Here is a 19,545-nt window from a genome sequence, read left to right on the forward strand (position 1 = left end):
CATTGGAAGAGGCGATCGATGAGAATTAAAATAATTAACTCCAAGTATCAAGTCCAAAAAAATAGCGCATTATAGGAAATAACCTCCTATAATGCGCTATTTTCAATCTGTATCAAGCTCTTCTTTTTTCTCAAGCGGTGTTGTAGAGAGATATAAGAAAGCCTCATCTTGCAAAAGTAATAATTTTTCTTCACTAATACCGTGTGCTAATGGTCCAGAAAAAATAGACTCCCACCAAGTTCCTGTTGTTGCTGTCATTCATCTACGCCCCCGTTTCAATTTTTCAATATGTAGTTGTAAATTTCCCAAAATCACAAACCATCTTAGCTTCATTCATTTCATCATCAGATCAGTAATAATTTAAGAAAGAGGAATTTTTGCTGTCAATGTTGTATCGTATAGACAAAGATAGTTTGTTTCGAAATGAAAAAACTATGTATGCCATTTTTAAAATAAGGGGTGCTTTAATATGAATTTTACGCCACAAGACGTTGAGAATATGATTACGGAGCAGCGTCAATTTTATTTTTCACGAGCGACTAAGAGTACAAAATTTCGAAAAGAACAATTAAAAAATCTGAAGAAATCAATTTTAAAATATGAAAAAGAAATTTTGAATGCTTTACATTTAGATTTACGAAAGAGTGAGTTTGAGGCATATGCAACAGAAGTTGGTATTGTTTTAGATAGTATTTCTCATATGGTAAAGCATGTTGAAGAATGGATGAAGCCAGAAGCAGTAAAAACTCCAATTCAATATCAGATGGGGAAAAGCTTTATTGTTCGAGAGCCATATGGAGTGACATTAATTATTGGCCCATTCAATTATCCATTCCAACTTGTCATGGAGCCATTAATCGGTGCGATTATTGGTGGCAATACGGCTATTGTAAAACCATCAGAAACATCTGTGCACACAGCAGTAATTGTTAAAAAAATAATTGAAGAAACGTTTAGTCCTTCCTATGTGCGTGTGGTGGAAGGAGAAAAAGAAGAAGTGACGGCACTTATTCATGCATCCTTTGACTATATATTTTTTACAGGGAGTGTGGCAGTTGGAAAGGTTGTTGCAAAGGCAGCTGCAGAACGTTTAACACCGATTGCCTTAGAACTTGGAGGGAAAAGTCCTGCAATTGTCGATCAAACAGCCAATTTAGAAGTAGCTGCGAAAAGAATCGCTTGGGGTAAATTTACAAATACTGGACAAACTTGTGTGGCACCAGATTATGTCCTTGTCCATAAAGATGTCTATGAACGATTTATGAAGTTATTGAAAGAAACTATTCGTTCCTTCTATGGTAAAAATGCATTAAAAAGCCCTGACTACGGCCGTATTGTGAATCTAAGACAATTTGATCGCTTACAGCAAATTATTACGGAAGAACGTGATGCTATTACGTTTGGTGGTAGAACAGACCGAGATGATCTATATATTGAGCCTACAATTATTGAATATGTGAAATGGTCAAATCCTTCAATGCAGGATGAACTATTTGGTCCAATTTTACCTGTGATGATGTATGGTGATTTGCCACTTGCCATTCACCAAATTCGTCAGTTACCAAAGCCTTTAGCGGCATATTTTTTCTCAGAACATGAAAAGGCTATTCAGTACTTCTTAGAGGAATTACCATTTGGTGGCGGATGTATTAATGATACGATTACACATGTTGGAAATTTACATTTACCATTTGGCGGTGTAGGATCATCAGGAGTAAAAGCGTACCATGGGAAAGCGAGTTTTGAAAACTTTACGCACCCAAAATCTATATTAAAAAAATCTTCTAAGTTAGAGACGAATATTCTCTTTCCTCCGTATAAACAAAAAGTGAAGCTTGTACGAAATATTATGAAATAGTGAAACGGAGGTGTCGGTAATTAAGATTATAGACACCTCCGCCTTTTTAACAGTATCACTATATTTTATACAAGTCTCCCGATATAACATCTACCAGCATATATATGAATTGTAGTTGTCGATACATGCCGATTTTTGAGTAGGAAGGTAAATTTCGACGAATTATTAACTTTATATTGAAATGATAGCGTTTTCATCGAAAAAACGTCGTAAGAGGCATTTTATTTATGGATGAATAAGTAGTAAAATAAATTCAATAGTATGTGGGGGTATTCATATTGTCATTTTTTGTCGAAAAAAACGACAAGTGATGAAATGAGTGTAGAGATTGATTGGAGGACTATGAAATGTATGCAGAGGAATTGTTAAGTGCATTACCTTTGAAAAAAATAATTGGAGTATTACCTGACCAAGTAAGTGATATTGTGATTGATTCACGAAGTGTGCAACCAAATAGTATGTTTGTTTGTATAAAAGGTTATACAGTAGATGGTCATGACTATGCACAGAAAGCTGTTGAAGGTGGCGCAACGATCGTTGTGACTGAGCGAAAATTACCATTAGGAGAAACGATTGCACAGGTCATTGTGAGAGATACAGACCGAGCAGTTGGCCTACTAGCTGCAAAGTTTTTTGATTATCCGTCTAAGGATATGACAATGATTGGCGTGACGGGTACAAATGGAAAAACATCAGTAACCGGTATTATTCAAAATATAATGCATGGTATGGGTGAGAAATCTGCATTAACAGGAACTATCGGCTTTAATTTAAATGGTATTTTATATGAATCTGCAAATACTACGAGTGATGCTTTGTCCACGCAACAAATGATTTTCCGTGCAAAAATGGAAGGCTGTCGATTAATGACTATGGAGGTATCTTCGCACGGTTTAACACTTGGACGTCTAGCTGGTGTAGAGTATGATGTAGCTATTTTTACAAATCTGTCACATGATCACCTTGATTTCCATGGTACGATGGAGGAATATGGCCATGCGAAGGGCTTATTATTCTCTCAACTTGGACAAGACTTAGAAAAGAATAAATTTGTAGTGTTAAATGCTGACGATGTTTGGTCGGAACGCTATGCAGCGATGACACCATTTCCAGTATGGACATATGGTTTAAATAATGAAACAGCTGATTTCCGTGCTATTAACTGTGAGTATCATGATTACAAGACATCTTTTGACGTCGAAATGTCAGAGGGAATATACCATGTGCAAATGAATTTACTTGGGGAATTTAATATATACAATGTACTTGCTGCTATGGTTGCTTTTTATGGTCGTGGTTATTCAATGGAAACAATCATTGAGCAAATTGAGCAATTACCACCAGTAAAGGGCCGCATGGAGAAAGTTTGCTCAGATTTACCAGTGCAGATTTTTGTTGATTATGCACATACACCTGACGCAATTGAAAAAGCGATTTCTTCAGCCCAACCATATAAAAAAGGCAAGCTTATTTTCCTAGTTGGCACAGGTGGTAATCGTGATAAATCGAAACGTCCTGCAATGGCAGAAAAGGCTTCAGCCGCTGATTACGTTATTTTAACGACAGATGACCCACGCTATGAAGAGTACGATAGTATAACAGGTGATCTTGCCAAAGGGATGCTACATGAAAATTTTGCATGTATAGGAGATCGTGCTGAGGCAGTGCGTCATGCGATTGAGGTTGCTGAACCAGGAGATATGATTATTTTTGCTGGTAAAGGTCATGAAGATTATCAAATTATTGAGAATACAAAATATCCTCATAGTGATGCAGAAATTGCAATAGAAGCTGGCCGTTTAAAATTCGTATAATATCTATTATCTGCAATCAAGCTGTTCTTAGCGCTGGATGCTAGAGCTTACTTGAATGTGTGACCGCCATACATGCAACAATGTGATAAATTCAAGACATTTAGTGAACCCTTTTAGTTACAGCTAAAGGGTTTTCTTTTGGGTTCTATTCTAATTGTTCAGTATTTACTCAAAACATTTGATATAAAACCTCTTTTTTTGAGAATTCATGTAAAAAGGTTGTACGAAAGGCAAGTCTTCTTTTATTATTATTAAGTATGAAAAAAGGAGAATGACGAGATGAATTTAAATTTAGAAAAAGATATATTATCGCGTCGAACTTTTGCCATCATCAGTCACCCTGATGCTGGGAAAACGACGATTACAGAAAAGCTTTTACTATTTGGTGGCGCGATTCGTGATGCCGGTACAGTAAAAGGGAAAAAATCAGGTAAGTTTGCAACTTCTGACTGGATGGAAATTGAAAAGCAACGTGGGATTTCTGTAACTTCTTCAGTTATGCAATTCGATTATAATGGCTCACGTGTCAATATTTTGGATACTCCAGGTCACCAAGATTTCTCGGAGGATACGTATCGTACATTAATGGCGGTGGATAGTGCTGTCATGGTCGTGGATGCTGCCAAAGGTATTGAAGCACAAACTTTAAAGCTGTTCAAAGTTTGTAAAATGCGTGGTATTCCGATTTTTACTTTTATCAATAAACTAGACCGTCAAGGGAAGGAGCCACTTGAGCTGATTGAAGAGCTTGAGGAGGTACTTGGCATTAACGCATACCCAATGAACTGGCCAATCGGTATGGGGAAAGAGTTTTTAGGTATTTACGATCGTTACAATAAACGTATCGAGCAATTCCGTACTGAAGAAGAAGAACGTTTCTTGCCAATTGATGATAATGGGGAACTTGCAGTCGAGCATCCAATGAAGGTGACTTCTTATTATTCACAGGCAATGGACGACATCATGTTGCTTAACGAAGCGGGTAATGAGTATTCTGAAGAAAAAATTCGTCGTGGTGAATTAACACCTGTTTTCTTCGGTTCTGCTTTAACAAACTTTGGTGTGCAAACATTCCTTGAAACATATTTACAATTTGCACCGACACCACAGCCTCGAATTACTGAGGATGAACAATTTATTGATCCAGTTGAGCATGATGAGTTTTCAGGCTTCATTTTCAAAATTCAAGCGAATATGAATCCTGCTCACCGTGACCGTATTGCCTTTGTGCGTATCGTATCTGGTAAATTTGAGCGTGGCATGAACATGACTTTATCTCGTACAGGTAAATCATTCAAAGTGACACAATCTACACAATTCCTTGCTGATGATCGTGAAACTGTAGATGAAGCTGTTGCTGGTGATATTATCGGTTTATATGACACAGGTACTTATCAAATTGGTGACACAGTTGTAGGTGGTAAAAAGACGTTCCAATTTGAAAAATTGCCACAGTTCACACCAGAGTTGTTTGTTCGTGTAACTGCGAAAAACGTCATGAAATCTAAGCAATTCCATAAAGGGATTTTACAATTAGTGCAAGAGGGCGCTATACAATATTATAAAACGTTGCATACCGAAGAAGTTGTTCTGGGAGCAGTTGGTCAATTACAATTTGAGGTTTTTGAGCATCGTATGAAAAATGAATATAATGTTGAAGTAAAGATGGAGCCAATTGGTTCAAAAATTGCACGATGGATTGAAAACGAAGAAGATGTTAAAGAATCGATGTCATCAGGTCGTTCAATGCTTGTAAAAGATCGTTTTGATAATCTTGTTTTCCTATTTGAAAACGAATTTGCTATGCGTTGGTTTGCTGATAAAAACGAAAACATTAAGTTATATAGCCTTTTATAATAAAAAACACGAATCGACATGTTGCGATTCGTGTTTTTTTACAAGGAAAATTGGTGCTATATGTAGAATATATACAGTATTAGTAAATTTAAGTCTCATGAAAAGCCTCTAGGAAAGAGGGATGGCATTTATTAAAACGTATATTATGTATAAAAGTTGATCTTTGTTCCGACTGGGCGACTCCTTGGGGATCAGCGTCACAGTTTAGACCCTAGAGTGAGCAGGCAGAGGAACGAAGGCTAAAAACATCCCGTCCTGTGATAACGCCTCCGTGACCAACATCGTGCTACTGCTGCTAGGTTAGCACTACGCTATCGCGCAAAAAGCATCGTGCTACTGCCACTAGGTTAGCACTACGCTATCGCGCAAAACATCGTGCTGCTGCCGCTACGTTAGACTATGCTTTCGCGCAAAAAAACATCTGTTGCCCCAAGCGGCTCATCGGACGCCACTGGTCGGAACGAAAATCAACTACACGCTATGGTGATGCCAAAATTTATAAAATATTCTCCTTTTCGGTTATCATAGAAGGGAAGAGATGGAAAAGGAGTTTGTAAAAAGTGAACATTAGTAATTTTTCTATTAAAAGGCCTGTTTTTACAATCGTTACGATGTTATTGGTCATTATTTTAGGTGGCGTGTCATTATTAAAAATACCTATTACGCTTATTCCAGATTTACGTCCACCAATAGGCGTCGTTGTTACCTCTTATCCTGGTGCAAGTCCAACAGAGGTTAATGAAAAAATCACGAAGCCTTTAGAAACAACACTAGCAACCTTACCAGGGATAAAAAAACTAAAGTCTACCTCGCAAGAAGGATCTAATTTAATAGTTCTCGAATTTGATTGGTCAACCAATATTGAAGATGTTCAGCTCGATATATTACAACGCATCGATATGACTCCTTTACCAAATGATGCTGAGAAACCTAGCTTTTTAAAATTTGATCCATCACAATTTCCTATAATACAGCTTTCACTAAGTGCGGAAAATGACAATGTAGACGTGAGGTTACTGGCGGAAGACTTGGAAAAAGAACTTCGTCGAACAGCAGGTGTAGCAAGTGTAAATGTTTCCGGTAAGCTTATTGAAGAAGTTCAAATCACTCTAGATGAATCGAAGTTAGTAGAAAAAGGGATAACCCAAGCAGATATTATTCAAATTATTCAATCGAACAATGTTTCTCTTCCTGGTGAACCGGTATTAACAGCCGATGGGAAAATGTTAACTACTCGTATTGTTAGTACGTTAACTTCACCAGAAAGCATTGAGGATTTAATCGTTTCAGTAAATCCAATAGATGGTAAAGCATTAACGGTTGGAGAAGTAGCGACTGTTGAGCGCGTGGAGCAAAAATCCATAACTACAACACGAGCAAATGAGCACCCTGCAGTTTTAATGTCTGTATTACAGGAATCGGGTGCAAATACAGCTGAGGTATCAAAAGCTTTCAAAGAAACTTTAAATGACTTATTAACGAAGAAGGAATATCAAGGAATCGCTGTGGATGTGCTAGTGGACCAAGGTAACTATGTGGATTTAGCGATTAGCAATATCGGATCTTCATTACTTTTAGGTGGCTTATTCGCGATGTTCGTACTATTTGTCTTTCTGCGAAGTGTGAAAAGCCCTATCATTATTGGGATTGCGATTCCATATTCAGTTATTGTTACATTTGTTTTAATGTTTTTTGCAAATTTCTCACTCAATATTATGACATTAGGAGCGTTAGCACTTGGCATCGGTATGCTTGTTGATAATGCTATCGTTGTTATTGAAAACATTGAACGACATTTAGGTCTTGGCAAGGATTCGATAGTAGCAGCTAAGGAAGGGACAAAGGAAGTGGCACTGGCGATTATTGCTTCCACTCTCACAACTATTGCAGTATTCATTCCTGTAATGTTTATTGAAGGTTTAATCGGACAAATCTTTACAGAATTTGCTTTAACTATTTCCTTTAGCTTAATTGCTTCTTTAGTCGTTGCGCTAACAGTTGTCCCGATGCTTGCAAGTCGTCTTTTGAAAATGAAATCTACAAATATTTATGAAAAACGTCATGAGTCACGTTTCTACAAAAGCTACAAATCATCAATTATTTGGGTACTACGTCACCGAATGCTTGTCCTTATCTCAGCCGTTGTTTGTTTTGGACTTGCGTTGTTTGGACTTACGAAAATTGGAACAGAGTTTTTACCGCCCACCGATGAAGGATTTACATCCATTAGTGTGAATCTCGAAAAAGGTGTAGCAGTATCACAAACAGAAAAAGTTGTTGCGAAAATTGAAGAACGCTTAAAACAGGAGAAAGATGTTGACGTATATGTTAGCTTTATCGGTGGTACACAGCAGACACAATCACGAGGACAGACAAATGCAAACCAAGCAGAGATCTATGTAAAGCTTGTCCCTTTAGCAGATCGGAATCGTTCTATTTTTGAATTTGTAGAAGAGGTTGAGCGAGATTTGCAAACAGAGCTTGGTGAACAAGCTGAAATCGCCTTCAGTGTCTCAACGTCAACTGGCTCTTCACCGAATACATTAACGTTTAGATTAACTGATTCAGATGAGCAACGACTTCATAGCTCTGTTGATAAAGTGCAGCAGGAGTTATTAAAAGTAAATGGAGTGTCAAAAGTAACTACGGATTTAGATAACATTGTTAAAGAAATTCAAGTAGAAGTAGACCGAGAAAAGGCAAAGGATTACGGATTTGTACCTGCACAAATTGCTCAAACGGTCAATCAAATGACAAAGGGACAACTAACTACGCAAATAATTGCAGAGGATGGTGCTGTATTGCCTGTCTATACCGGCTTTGGACAAGTATTTAATGATAGTATCGAAGCCTTAAAATCGATGCAGCTTCGTTCACCAGCTGGTTTATTTGTAAAGCTAGAGGACATTGCTACTGTTTCTGTAAAGGAAGGACCAGTATCGATTAGACGTTCTGATCAGGCGCCAGCTGTTGCATTCTTTGTCGATTATGAAACGAAGGAATCATTAGGAGGTATTTCAGCTAAAGTGGATCGAGCAATGGAAAAAGCTAATTTACCATCCGAAACTGAAGTGATCTTTAGTGGAGATCGTGAGCTTTATGATAGTGCGATTAAAGATATGATGTTAGCAGTTGCACTAGCAATAGTGCTTGTGTATATCGTGATGGCTGCACAATTTGAATCATTCAAATATCCATTCGTTATCATGTTCACGGTACCGTTAATGATTATTGGCGTTACAATGGCGATGTTTGTTACGAACACGCTTATTGGAGTGACATCTATTATAGGGATTTTAATACTAGTTGGAATTGTCGTAAATAATGGAATTGTACTTGTAGATTACATTAATCAACAAAAAGCCAATGGAATGGCAACGTACGATGCGATTATACTTGCTACACAGGATCGAATTCGACCAATTTTAATGACTGCACTAACTACAATTTTAGGATTGTTGCCACTTGCTCTTGGCATTGGAGAAGGAACAGAGATGAATCAACCAATGGGGATTGCAGTAATTGGAGGACTTGTAACTTCAACTTTGCTGACATTATATATTGTACCGATTGTTTATAGCTTAATGGATAAAGAAACTAGGAGAATGCGGTAAGTTCAGGAGGAATAAGAGATGGGAGTTCATTTTTTTACAGGTTTTCCAGGGTTTATTTCGGGTCAATTAATACGCGAGTTATTTCGAAAAAATCAATCACAGGAAGTAATCGCTATTGTTTTAGCTGGTGAATTAATAAAGGCAAATATAGAGAAAGATAATATATTAGCGGAGTTTCCCAACTGTTCTATTCGTATTGTAGAGGGAGATATTACATTACCGAATCTTGGTCTAGAAAATCAAGCTGGACAGGAAATTGTATCTCAAATTGAGGTATTTTGGCATTTAGCTGCAATTTATGATTTAGCAGTACCACGCGATATAGCGTGGAAGGTAAATGTGCATGGTACGACTATGGTCAATGATTTTGTTCGAACACTTCCGAACTTAAGGCGCTATATGTATTTTAGTACGGCGTATGTGGCAGGTACACGTGAAGGCGTTTTGCGTGAAAACGAACTAATTCGCCCTCCTGCATTTAAAAACTATTATGAGGAAACAAAATATGAAGCTGAGCAACTAGTAGAGGATCTAAAATCAGAGATACCACTGACAATTATTCGACCAGGCATAGTGCGAGGTCATTCCGAAACAGGAGAGACAGTTAAATTCGATGGACCTTATTTCCTTTTAAATATGGTGGATAAATTAAAATGTCTCCCTTGTATTCCGTATATTGGCCAATCGACATCAACAATCAATGTGGTTCCAGTAGATTATATTGTAAACGCTTCTACTTATTTAGTAGATGAAAAATGTGCTGAAGGGAAAACCTTGCATCTAACGGATCCAAATCCACATCCTGTGCAGGAAGTATACCGTACGATGGTAAAATTATTAACTAACCATTATCCTAAGGGACGATTACCGTTAACACTGGCAAGAGTATCTTTACAAGTGCCTATGATTCGGAAAAATCTAGGTGTTGAGCAAGAAACTTTAGATTATTTAACTTGGAATGCGAAGTTCGATACATCCGAAGCGGTTGCGATTTTGAAAAAGGGGGGTATTACCTGTCCCGATTTTATAAAGACTATGCCTAGGATGATTGATTTCTATTTATCGCATAAAGAAGATACAACCTATCAAATTGAGATAAAGTGAAACATCAATCAGTGGAGTCACTGGCTATTAACTGCCCGTAAACGCCCGATTGGTTTAACTAACGAATTAATGGAAAGATAATTTTGCCAGCCTTAAATGATAGTGCTATAATAAGTTTACAGAAGAAAATCCTTCGACATTTTGTCAAAGGGGAGTAGCTAACAGTTACGAACGATGTATCTGGATTCACATTCGTCAATACATGGTTTTTACCATCGGGTGTGATAGGCGAATAACTCTATGCTAAGGTATTCAATTACTAGTTATAGAGTGAGGTACTGATAACAAAGTGTCAGGTATTTATTTGCTTAGCGAGACCTTTGCCTTTTTAAACGGGCAGAGGTCTTTTCTTTTGTACTCGTATAGTAAAAACTATTTTTGGTATAAAGAGCTTGAGAGGGAGGCACTTGAATGGAATCAATTATTTTACAATACGGTTGGGTGCTTATTGTACTTATAGTATTAGAAGGGCTATTAGCAGCAGATAATGCGGTTGTAATGGCTGTGATGGTCAAGCATTTACCACAAGAGCAACAAAAAAAGGCTTTATTTTATGGGTTATTCGGAGCGTTAATTTTCCGATTCTCAGCACTCTTTGTCATTACAGTATTAGTTAATTATTGGCAAATCCAAGCGTTGGGAGCAGCTTATTTATTATTTATGTCTGCCAAAAACATATATGATTTGCATTATAAAAAGGAATCAGAAGAAGAGTCTAACGATCAGGTTAAGAAAAAGGGCTCTGGTTTCTGGATGACAGTTCTTAAGGTGGAAGCGGCGGATATTGCATTCGCTATCGATTCTATGCTTGCTGCAGTTGCCATTGCTGTAACTTTACCTGAGGTAGGTAACTTTGATGTTGGCGGCATCAACGGTGGTCAATTTATGGTCATGTTACTTGGTGGATTTATCGGAGTTATTATGATGCGATTTGCGGCACAATGGTTTGTGAAAATATTAAATGACTATCCATCGCTTGAAACCGCTGCGTTTTTAATTGTAGGGTGGGTAGGTGTTAAACTTGTTGTGCTAACTTTGGCACATGAGAAGGTGGGCATTTTACCAGTAGAGTTCCCACATTCTACTGCATGGGAGTTAACCTTCTGGATTGTGTTATTGGCCATCGCACTAGGAGGTTATCTAGTAGGCGTTCGTAATAAAGATCAACATAAATAATGAACTTATTTTAGCAAACACCATCCGCCAGAGGCATAATTGATGAGGAATAGTCGTAATCTATTCCTCTTTCTTTTTTTATGTATTTTTCCTATACTAATATCTATCGGGTTTGGCATTATGTGAGGGGGGAGATGTTAAAGTGCCTTGGAAAAAATCATCTAATAGACTTGTAACACCTTTTCAGGTACTTGTTTCTTATTATTTTATTGCTATAGCGATTTCCTTCCTGTTACTACGGTTACCAGGCGTTCATAAAGAAGGTGTGGAAGTTTCATTATTAGATAGCTTGTTTACTGCAGTAAGTGCCGTTAGTGTAACAGGTTTAACAACATTCAACATATCTGAGAGCTATACAACATTTGGGCTCGTAATGGTCCTTGTTATTTTACAGCTCGGAGCAATTGGCATTATGTCACTGGGTACCTTTGTTTGGTTACTTGTTGGGAAGAAAATTGGTATGCGTGAGCGTCAATTAATCATGATTGACCATAACCAGTACAATTTGTCAGGCGTTGTTCAATTAATTCGAGAAATTTTGAAAATTTTAATTGGTATTGAAGTGATTGGTGCGATTATTTTAACTTTGCACTTTACCAATTATTTTGATACTTGGGAAGAAGCCTTGATTCATGGTGTCTTTGCCTCCGTTTCTGCTACTACAAATGGTGGTTTTGATATTACAGGAATGAGTTTACTACCGTTTCATAACGATTACTTTGTTCAATTGATCACGATGGTACTCATTGTGCTTGGTGCTATAGGATTCCCTGTACTAATAGAAGTGAAAACTTTTTTACTCCATCGTCATGAGAACTTTCGCTTTAGTTTATTTACAAAAATAACTACCTCCACATATGCAATTCTATTTGTTGTAGGGGCTGTCGTTATTTTTTTGCTCGAATCATTCCATTCTTTTAAGGGGATGCCTTGGCATGAGGCTCTGTTTTCTGCGATGTTCCATTCTGTTTCAACACGATCTGCTGGACTTACGACATACGATGTAACATCCTTCAGTGAAGCGACAGATATTTTTATGAGCTTTTTAATGTTCATTGGTTCTTCACCAAGTTCAGTTGGTGGTGGGATACGTACAACAACGTTTTCGATGGCCATTTTATTCCTCATTACTTTTTCACGAGGAAGAGAGGATATTCAAGTATTCGGACGTGAAATACATTTAATTGATGTTTTCCGCTCGTTTGTCGTTATTTTATTGGCATTCTTTATGGTATTAGTCGCGACAATTATTTTACTCATTACGGAGCCAAACGCAACGCTCATTCAAATAATTTTTGAAATTACATCAGCGTTCGGAACCTGCGGGATGTCTTTAGGAATCACTTCTGACTTATCAGTAGTTGGAAAAATTATTATTATGATTTTAATGTTTATTGGTCGTGTCGGTTTAATTTCCTTCCTTTACACTCTCGGTGGTGGCGGTAGAGGTAAAAAATCTACTTATCACTATCCAAAGGAACGCGTTATTATTGGGTAACCTTTTGCTAGGATCCTTAGTGCACAATGAAGACTTCTTAGTAGAAGATTATATTGTGTCCTGAGGGTTTTATTTTAGTGTTCATGGTTTAACATTTGCAAGACATTCAGTAGAAAATTTGTTCGTTAAAATCCCTTTCTTGTAGTTTAAATAGCAAAAACTAGCTGTCGCCATACAATTGTCAAAAAATTTTTAATTGTTTTTTCCTGAGTATAATGACTGCTTAATGGGTATTATTTACAAGATAACTAGGTTAGTGAGACGAGAAATTAGTACTAAGCTTTTTTAGGATAATTGTAATGCCTTTACAAACATCTGATGATTATAAGAACGGTAAAGCTTTTACGGAAAATAAGTAATTGTTGAGTTTCATTTTAGGTTACTGAGAAATTTAAGAATTCTTTATGAATGTAAAAAACGCTAGTCCAATATTTATTAATGGACTAGCGTTTCTTATTATATAGAATGGATTGTTGCAAAGTATGGTGCTTGACCGTGACGGAAGTAAATTAAGAGATAGCCATTTTTTTGTACAATTTTGCCTTTTGAAAAATTTTGGTAATCGATGTGATGCGGAATAACGAGCGTATGTTTAAACAACTCTTTTTCAGAGAGATTGAAGTTGGCGAATGTTTCACCCGCAATTCCAGGGTTTTCACGTAAGGCATTATAAATTGCTTTTTGTTGCTCCTCTGTAGGGCGCTCTTTCCACCATAATTTACGTGGCTGGAACTGCTGTATTTTTAAATAATCTAGCTGCATTAAGCTTGTAATGATAGTTAAATTAGCACCCTCTACAGTCTCTAAAAACATTAATAAACGACGGAATAAATCCTCAAGCTGATGTCCGATACGTGACCAACCTTTTGTTTCCCAATACGTACCGAAATTTTGGAAGAAATCAAATGGTGTTTCAAACACTTCAGTTACTAAATATTCAATCGTATGATCCATACGGTGATCATTCCAGTATTTTTCAAGTACATCCTCTGCATGTTTAATGCGTACAATATCATCAAATGTTAAGACATTATTTGAGAAAATCTCGTAAGGAGCTAAGTCCACATAAGTATAGCCGAATTTTTCAGCCTCTAGACGAAGGCCTGTACCGCGCAGAAGTTTAAGGAATCCAAGCTGTAGTTCTTCTGGTCGCATGGCAAATACATCATTAAAGGTTTGACGGAAGCTTGCATAATCTTCCTCTGGTAAACCAGCGATTAAATCTAAATGCTGATCAATCTTTCCACCTTCTTTGACCATCGTCACTGTACGCTTTAATTTTTCAAAGTTTTGACGACGTTTCACAAGCGTATTGGTTAAATCATTTGTTGATTGAACACCAATTTCAAAACGGAAAAGACCTTTTGGTGCGTTATCATTTAAAAATTGGATAACCTCAGGACGCATAATATCTGCGGTAATCTCAAATTGGAATACAACCCCTGGTTGATGTTCATCAATTAAAAACTGGAACATTTCCATTGCATAGCTACGGCTTATATTAAATGTACGGTCAACAAATTTAATAGTACGTGCACCATTGTCCATTAAGAATCGAATATCTTCTTTTATTTTTTCTCGACTAAAATAACGAACTCCTACTTCAATAGAAGATAAACAAAATTGACAGCTAAATGGACAGCCTCGACTTGTTTCTATATATTGAATTCGTTTGCCTAGATGCGGGAGATCCTCCTCAAAACGAAATGGACTTGGCAACTCACGTAAATCTATTTTTGGTGCTTGTGCGTGAATTCGTACCTTACCATCCTCTAAGTAGCAAATCCCTGGAACATCCTCTAATGCTATTTCTCCATGTAAATAGCGTAGTAATTGTTTAAAAGAAGTTTCTCCTTCACCCATAACAATGAAATCAACCTCTTCAATCCTGCGCAACCAATGGTGGGCATCGTAAGAAACTTCCGGACCCCCGAGCAAAATTTTAACATTTGGACAGACAGTTTTTAACATTTTGATAACGTGAATGGTTTCTTCAATATTCCAAATATAGCAACTAAATCCTACGATATCAGGTTTTTTTTGGAACAAATCTGATACAATATTAAAAGCAGGATCTTTAATTGTATATTCTGCAATGATTGGATTGAACTCTGGTAAAGCAGCACCTTTTAAATAACGCAAAGCTAAATTGGTGTGAATATACTTTGCGTTTAATGTAGTTAAAATAGTATTCATGCAATAATCTTCCCTTCAATTTCTAATTGTAACAGTCAAGTAGCTGTCATACAATATAATTCTTTTTACCTATTTATTTTGTGAACAGTTCGTGAAATAATTTTAAATACTTAAATTTACTAAATTTTGTAATAATAGAATCGTACAGTCATAAATTATATAAAGGCTCAAAATTCGATTAAGAGGTTTTATACTCTTTTGAAAGGTTCGGTGAGAAAGTTGAAGCAAAATGATATTAATCAATGTTTTGGAAATCTTATGAAAAGTACTTCGTCACCAACACTTATTCTTAATAAAGCAGGAAAAATTTTGAACATGAATGAGGCTGCTATTAAGCTTTTTAACCTTAATTCAACGTATATTGGCTATTTAGCTATGGACGAGCCATCAAATTTAAATTGGGCAAAGTTCATCAAACAATTACAAAGTGATTTGAGATCAGAAGAAATCTTCAATATTCAAACAGCTAGTAATGAGTTCGAAATGATGTCCTTCAAATGTTTTTATGATCCGAACACAGAAGAAATAGTTGCGCAAATTTCAACATTAAATAATGATGTAGCTCATGAATTGTATGTTAGTCAAGAGCAGGAGAGATCCCAATTTTTCAATGCTTATGATCACTTACCGTATGCCGTTATTGTAAGTGACGCTAGCGGTATAATACTTGGGCTTAATAAGTATGCTGAAATGTATTTAAAAATAGAAAAGTCGCAGCTTCTTCATAAGGCACATCAACACATATTTGACGCATTTTCTTTGAAGAATGGTCAAATTACATCATACCTTTCTAAACTGATGGGTGAAAAACATGCAAGTATTCATGTAGTGGATGAAGCTCAAGTTAGCAGAATTTGCTATTATGAAATTTCGAGTATTTTTGATGAATATAACAATATTATTGTCACAGTCATTAATGATGAAACAGAAAAGAAACAACTTCAACATAAAGTTGAACATCAGCAAGCTTTAAATGTTGTCGGTCAAATGGCCGCGAGTATTGCCCATGAAATTCGTAATCCATTAACTTCCTTAAAGGGCTTTACCGAATTATTAAAGCTAAATGCTGATGAAGAGTCACGCATGTATTTATCTGTCATCGATAGTGAACTCCAAAGGATGGAACAAATTTTATCCGAGCTTTTAGTATTGTCCAAGCCTACAAGTATGAAGGTGGAATTACTAGAGATAGACAGCATTGTGAAGCAAGTGATTGAGTTTATGCTACCAGATGCACTTATGAAAAATATTATGATTCAATATATTTCTCCTCCTACCCAAGTATATATTGGAGGCAATGAGAATCGCTTAAAGCAAGTATTCATGAATCTTATTAAAAATGCGATGGAGTCCATGAATAATGGTGGAACGATCACAGTAGAAATGAATGTTCTTGACTGTGCGATTGTAGAACTAATGATTAAAGACGAAGGTGTCGGTATGGACAGCGCTACCCTTCAAAACTTATTCCAACCTTTTTACACGACGAAATCAACAGGGACAGGACTAGGCCTTGCTTTCGTGAAAAAGGTGATTGAAGAGCATGAAGGCGTAATAGGTGTGAATAGTGAATTACAGAAGGGGACATGCTTCCACTTACAATTCCCAATTTACACATTTAATCAGCTAGATAAAATGGACGTAACCGCGAAAGATTCTGCTTATTTAGTAACATAAAAAGATTAATAATGGTTGCATAAATCACCATAATATGACACAAAATCAAATATTGCTTTTGACAAGGCTTTTCTAATATCGCTATAATGGCATGTATAGAGAGCGAATTGAGAGGAAAAGGTTATGACGTCAGAAGATATAAAGCAATCTTTAAAATTGTATATTGTATTATCACGTGCACATAAAGCAATTAATGAAATGACACATCAATTTTTTCAAGAGAACGGATTAAACCCTACTGAATTTGCTGTATTAGAGCTTCTTTATCATAAAGGAAGACAGCCATTACAGCAAATAGGCAATAAAATTTTGCTAGCTAGTGGGTCTATTACGTATGTCATTGACAAGCTTGAAAAAAGAGGGTATTTATTGCGTGTTTCTTGCCCCGCAGATCGCCGTGTTACCTATGCAGAAATTACTGAAAAGGGTGAGGCGTTTATGGGCGAACTATTCCCTGAACATGAACGACAATTACATGAATTGCTGAGTGTGCTGTCGTTTGAAGAAAAAGAACAAGCTATTACTTTATTAAAAAAATTAGGTCTGTCTATTAAAGATTTGTCTTATTAAAAAGAGTTGTCTCAATGCATTTGAGGCAACTTTTTTTAATGTAAGAACCTCCTCATTTTGACGTTCTATCTGTCACTTTTGTTTCTATGAGCACAATGCAAGCCTTTAAAAACATAAAAAGACTGTAGAGCAAAGTATGTCTACAGTCTTTTTAGATGGATTAATTTTTAGAAATAGTTGCTGCCATTTTAAGCATAGCATCTGTTAGATCTAGTTCGTCGTTATCGTGAATCGTTAGTTTTGAAATTAAACCGTCTTTTTCAAAAACAACACCGATTACTTTTTCTTTATCGAAATCTACAACATAACCTTCGACGTTTTTAACATCTTTAAATGCTGCTAGTTCTTCAGAAGATAACGCTGCTGTTTCACCAACAGCATTCATATAATCTTGCATAGATGTTTTTGCATCAGCATAGCTTGATTGTGATGCATCAACTGTTTCGATACGCATGAATACTTCAGAGTTTTCTTTAGAAACTAACATGTCTTTCCCTGGTTCTTCTTGAGTAAGTGTAAATCCAGGTAACTGTTGCATTTTATAGCCTAGATCAGCACTTTTAGATTCCGTTGCTTTTTCAGTCTTGTCTTCGCCTTTTTGTTTGTATTTAACTTCTTGTTCGGTCTTAGATGAAGTGTCTGTTTTGTCCTTATTGTCTTTATCTGTTTCGTTTGATGTAGGCGTTTCTTGCGATTCATCTACAGCTTTATCCTCAGAAGCTGGTTTTTGTTGTTCAGTCGATGTATTTGATGGCTCATTTTTTTGAGCATCAGATTCCTCTGATTTATCAGAAGTGTTACATCCTGCGACTAAAACGGCTGTTAGAAGTAATGCAGATAGAGAAAAAAACATTTTTTGCATGAAAAGCCCTCCTTTTCTTAATTAAACGTTCGTAAAGATAAAATGTTTCCAAATTTTAATGTTAAGATGTTAAAGGTAACACTAAAAATAATAATAGTACAAAAACTACATGGGTTACAATAACAAGTGGCATACTTTTACGCCATTCATATAAAAAGCCCCAAATAAGGCTTGTTATAAGTGCAGCGATCACACCAAGCATAAAACCGCTTAGTGCAATGGAGATGGCGCATAAAATCGCAGTTACAATAACAGCGTAAGCAGGACGCATAAAGCGCTTCAGCTGTTGTTGAATATAGCCGCGCCAAAATAGCTCTTCACCAATAGCAACGATGAATACTAGTAAAATATAGTGCCAAATATTATGCGGTCCATAGTTAGTTAAGAAATTTTGTACTGATTGTACTAAAGAATCATTAATGTATGGTGCAAGCCAATAGCCAAAGCGTATAATACCGTATGTTATTGTACCGTAACCAATACCGAAGAGTAAAAATTGCCAGGTAGGTAACTGATCTTCGATTTTACCAGCCATAATTGCAATTGCAATACAAACAAGCAAAGTAAATGCATATAGGTACCAAAATACAGCTTGGTTAGCAAAAGTAAAAGCTAGCATGCCATAAACGAATAATAAAGAAAGGAGAAATATTATAGTTTGTTTCGAATTTGTAATCATATTCGACCTCCATACTTTAATATTATCAAAAAAAAAGTCCCTTATCATCTATAAAGACAAATAGGGACTATTCAGACTATTAAGCTTTATTTGTATACAAAATTTTGTACCGTTTATGGTTGACGACCGTTTTCTCTTCAATTTCAAGGGAATCAAAATTCTCCATGTATGTTAAATCAACGATCACCGAATTTTCATTTACTTTTTCGACTATACCTTGTAAGCCATCTTTAAACTCGATAATATTTCCAACTTCAGCTATTTTCACAGACAGTCAGCTCCTTCATCGACTAATAATATACAGTTTGCATGAAAAAATGGGAAACGTAAAGGCTTTTTTGAATAATTCATAATATATTACACAAAATGATAAAAAGAAAGGAATAGAAATAATGGAAAAATACGAAAATATGATTAAACAATTACAAAACGGGGAATTAAATAGTATAGAAATAGACAAGGAACAATTTTATGAGTTTCGAGAAGTACTTGTAAAACATCCTTTATTTAAACATTTTAGAGGTGAGGCCAAACAAAATGGACTTGTGATTTATACTTATCAGGAAATTCCTAGAAGTTGATTTGTCGAACATTGTCGGAAGTTAATGCTGTAAGAAATGAAATATAAATGTATAATAAT

General features: G+C 36.2%; 15 protein-coding genes. 10 read left to right on the forward strand and 5 right to left on the reverse strand.

Annotation, left to right across the window (positions count from 1 at the left end):
• Positions 1 to 102 precede the first annotated feature (102 nt).
• Positions 103 to 258, reverse strand: coding sequence for a hypothetical protein (locus tag QUF91_RS05080; protein ID WP_285400278.1), 156 nt, complete (start codon positions 256 to 258; stop codon positions 103 to 105).
• A 211-nt stretch (positions 259 to 469) separates the two neighbouring features.
• On the opposite strand from QUF91_RS05080, the gene QUF91_RS05085 reads away from it, so the two are divergent.
• The 7 genes from QUF91_RS05085 to QUF91_RS05115 all read left to right on the forward strand — a co-directional run bounded on the left by QUF91_RS05085 (position 470) and on the right by QUF91_RS05115 (position 12,921).
• Positions 470 to 1,858, forward strand: coding sequence for an aldehyde dehydrogenase (locus tag QUF91_RS05085; RefSeq protein ID WP_285400277.1), 1,389 nt, complete (start codon positions 470 to 472; stop codon positions 1,856 to 1,858).
• 347 nt (positions 1,859 to 2,205) lie between these two features.
• Positions 2,206 to 3,672 (forward strand): UDP-N-acetylmuramoyl-L-alanyl-D-glutamate--2,6-diaminopimelate ligase, encoded by a 1,467-nt coding sequence (locus QUF91_RS05090; protein ID WP_285400275.1) that lies wholly within the window; start codon positions 2,206 to 2,208, stop codon positions 3,670 to 3,672.
• A 279-nt stretch (positions 3,673 to 3,951) separates the two neighbouring features.
• Positions 3,952 to 5,529, forward strand: a complete 1,578-nt coding sequence (locus QUF91_RS05095; protein ID WP_285400274.1) for a peptide chain release factor 3 — start codon at positions 3,952 to 3,954, stop codon at positions 5,527 to 5,529.
• A 560-nt stretch (positions 5,530 to 6,089) separates the two neighbouring features.
• Complete coding sequence (locus QUF91_RS05100) at positions 6,090 to 9,143, forward strand: efflux RND transporter permease subunit (RefSeq protein WP_289417058.1); 3,054 nt, start codon at positions 6,090 to 6,092, stop codon at positions 9,141 to 9,143.
• An 18-nt stretch (positions 9,144 to 9,161) separates the two neighbouring features.
• Positions 9,162 to 10,247 carry an SDR family oxidoreductase gene (locus QUF91_RS05105; protein WP_285400271.1) on the forward strand — a complete coding sequence of 362 codons (1,086 nt, stop codon included), beginning with the start codon at positions 9,162 to 9,164 and terminating at the stop codon, positions 10,245 to 10,247.
• Positions 10,248 to 10,658: 411 nt separating this feature from the next.
• Positions 10,659 to 11,423: a TerC family protein gene (locus tag QUF91_RS05110; RefSeq protein WP_289417059.1), complete on the forward strand. Its 765-nt coding sequence runs from the start codon at positions 10,659 to 10,661 to the stop codon at positions 11,421 to 11,423.
• Positions 11,424 to 11,565: 142 nt separating this feature from the next.
• The gene (locus tag QUF91_RS05115) at positions 11,566 to 12,921 is read left to right on the forward strand and encodes a TrkH family potassium uptake protein (RefSeq protein WP_289417060.1); all 1,356 of its coding nucleotides are present in this window, start codon (positions 11,566 to 11,568) and stop codon (positions 12,919 to 12,921) included.
• Positions 12,922 to 13,377: 456 nt separating this feature from the next.
• Here QUF91_RS05115 and QUF91_RS05120 read toward each other — a convergent pair whose 3' ends face one another.
• The gene (locus QUF91_RS05120) at positions 13,378 to 15,117 is read right to left on the reverse strand and encodes a B12-binding domain-containing radical SAM protein (RefSeq protein ID WP_289417061.1); all 1,740 of its coding nucleotides are present in this window, start codon (positions 15,115 to 15,117) and stop codon (positions 13,378 to 13,380) included.
• Positions 15,118 to 15,432: 315 nt separating this feature from the next.
• Here QUF91_RS05120 and QUF91_RS05125 point away from each other — a divergent pair, with 315 nt between their 5' ends.
• Positions 15,433 to 16,794 (forward strand): ATP-binding protein, encoded by a 1,362-nt coding sequence (locus QUF91_RS05125; RefSeq protein ID WP_285400281.1) that lies wholly within the window; start codon positions 15,433 to 15,435, stop codon positions 16,792 to 16,794.
• Between the two features lie 123 nt (positions 16,795 to 16,917).
• Complete coding sequence (locus QUF91_RS05130) at positions 16,918 to 17,364, forward strand: MarR family winged helix-turn-helix transcriptional regulator (RefSeq protein WP_289417062.1); 447 nt, start codon at positions 16,918 to 16,920, stop codon at positions 17,362 to 17,364.
• A gap of 160 nt (positions 17,365 to 17,524) precedes the next feature.
• Here QUF91_RS05130 and QUF91_RS05135 read toward each other — a convergent pair whose 3' ends face one another.
• The 3 genes from QUF91_RS05135 to QUF91_RS05145 all read right to left on the reverse strand — a co-directional run bounded on the left by QUF91_RS05135 (position 17,525) and on the right by QUF91_RS05145 (position 19,173).
• Entirely contained in the window at positions 17,525 to 18,226 is a 702-nt protein-coding gene (locus QUF91_RS05135) for a hypothetical protein (protein ID WP_289417063.1), read from the reverse strand.
• 61 nt (positions 18,227 to 18,287) lie between these two features.
• On the reverse strand, positions 18,288 to 18,905 hold the full coding sequence (locus tag QUF91_RS05140) for a CPBP family intramembrane glutamic endopeptidase (RefSeq protein ID WP_285400262.1): 618 nt from the start codon (positions 18,903 to 18,905) through the stop codon (positions 18,288 to 18,290).
• A gap of 79 nt (positions 18,906 to 18,984) precedes the next feature.
• On the reverse strand, positions 18,985 to 19,173 hold the full coding sequence (locus QUF91_RS05145) for a YkvS family protein (RefSeq protein WP_285400261.1): 189 nt from the start codon (positions 19,171 to 19,173) through the stop codon (positions 18,985 to 18,987).
• Between the two features lie 124 nt (positions 19,174 to 19,297).
• Between QUF91_RS05145 and QUF91_RS05150 the strand changes: the two genes are divergently transcribed.
• The gene (locus QUF91_RS05150) at positions 19,298 to 19,486 is read left to right on the forward strand and encodes a hypothetical protein (RefSeq protein WP_285400259.1); all 189 of its coding nucleotides are present in this window, start codon (positions 19,298 to 19,300) and stop codon (positions 19,484 to 19,486) included.
• The last annotated feature ends 59 nt before the right edge of the window (positions 19,487 to 19,545 follow it).

This window comes from Lysinibacillus sp. G4S2, assembly GCF_030348505.1.
Lineage (GTDB): Bacteria > Bacillota > Bacilli > Bacillales_A > Planococcaceae > Lysinibacillus.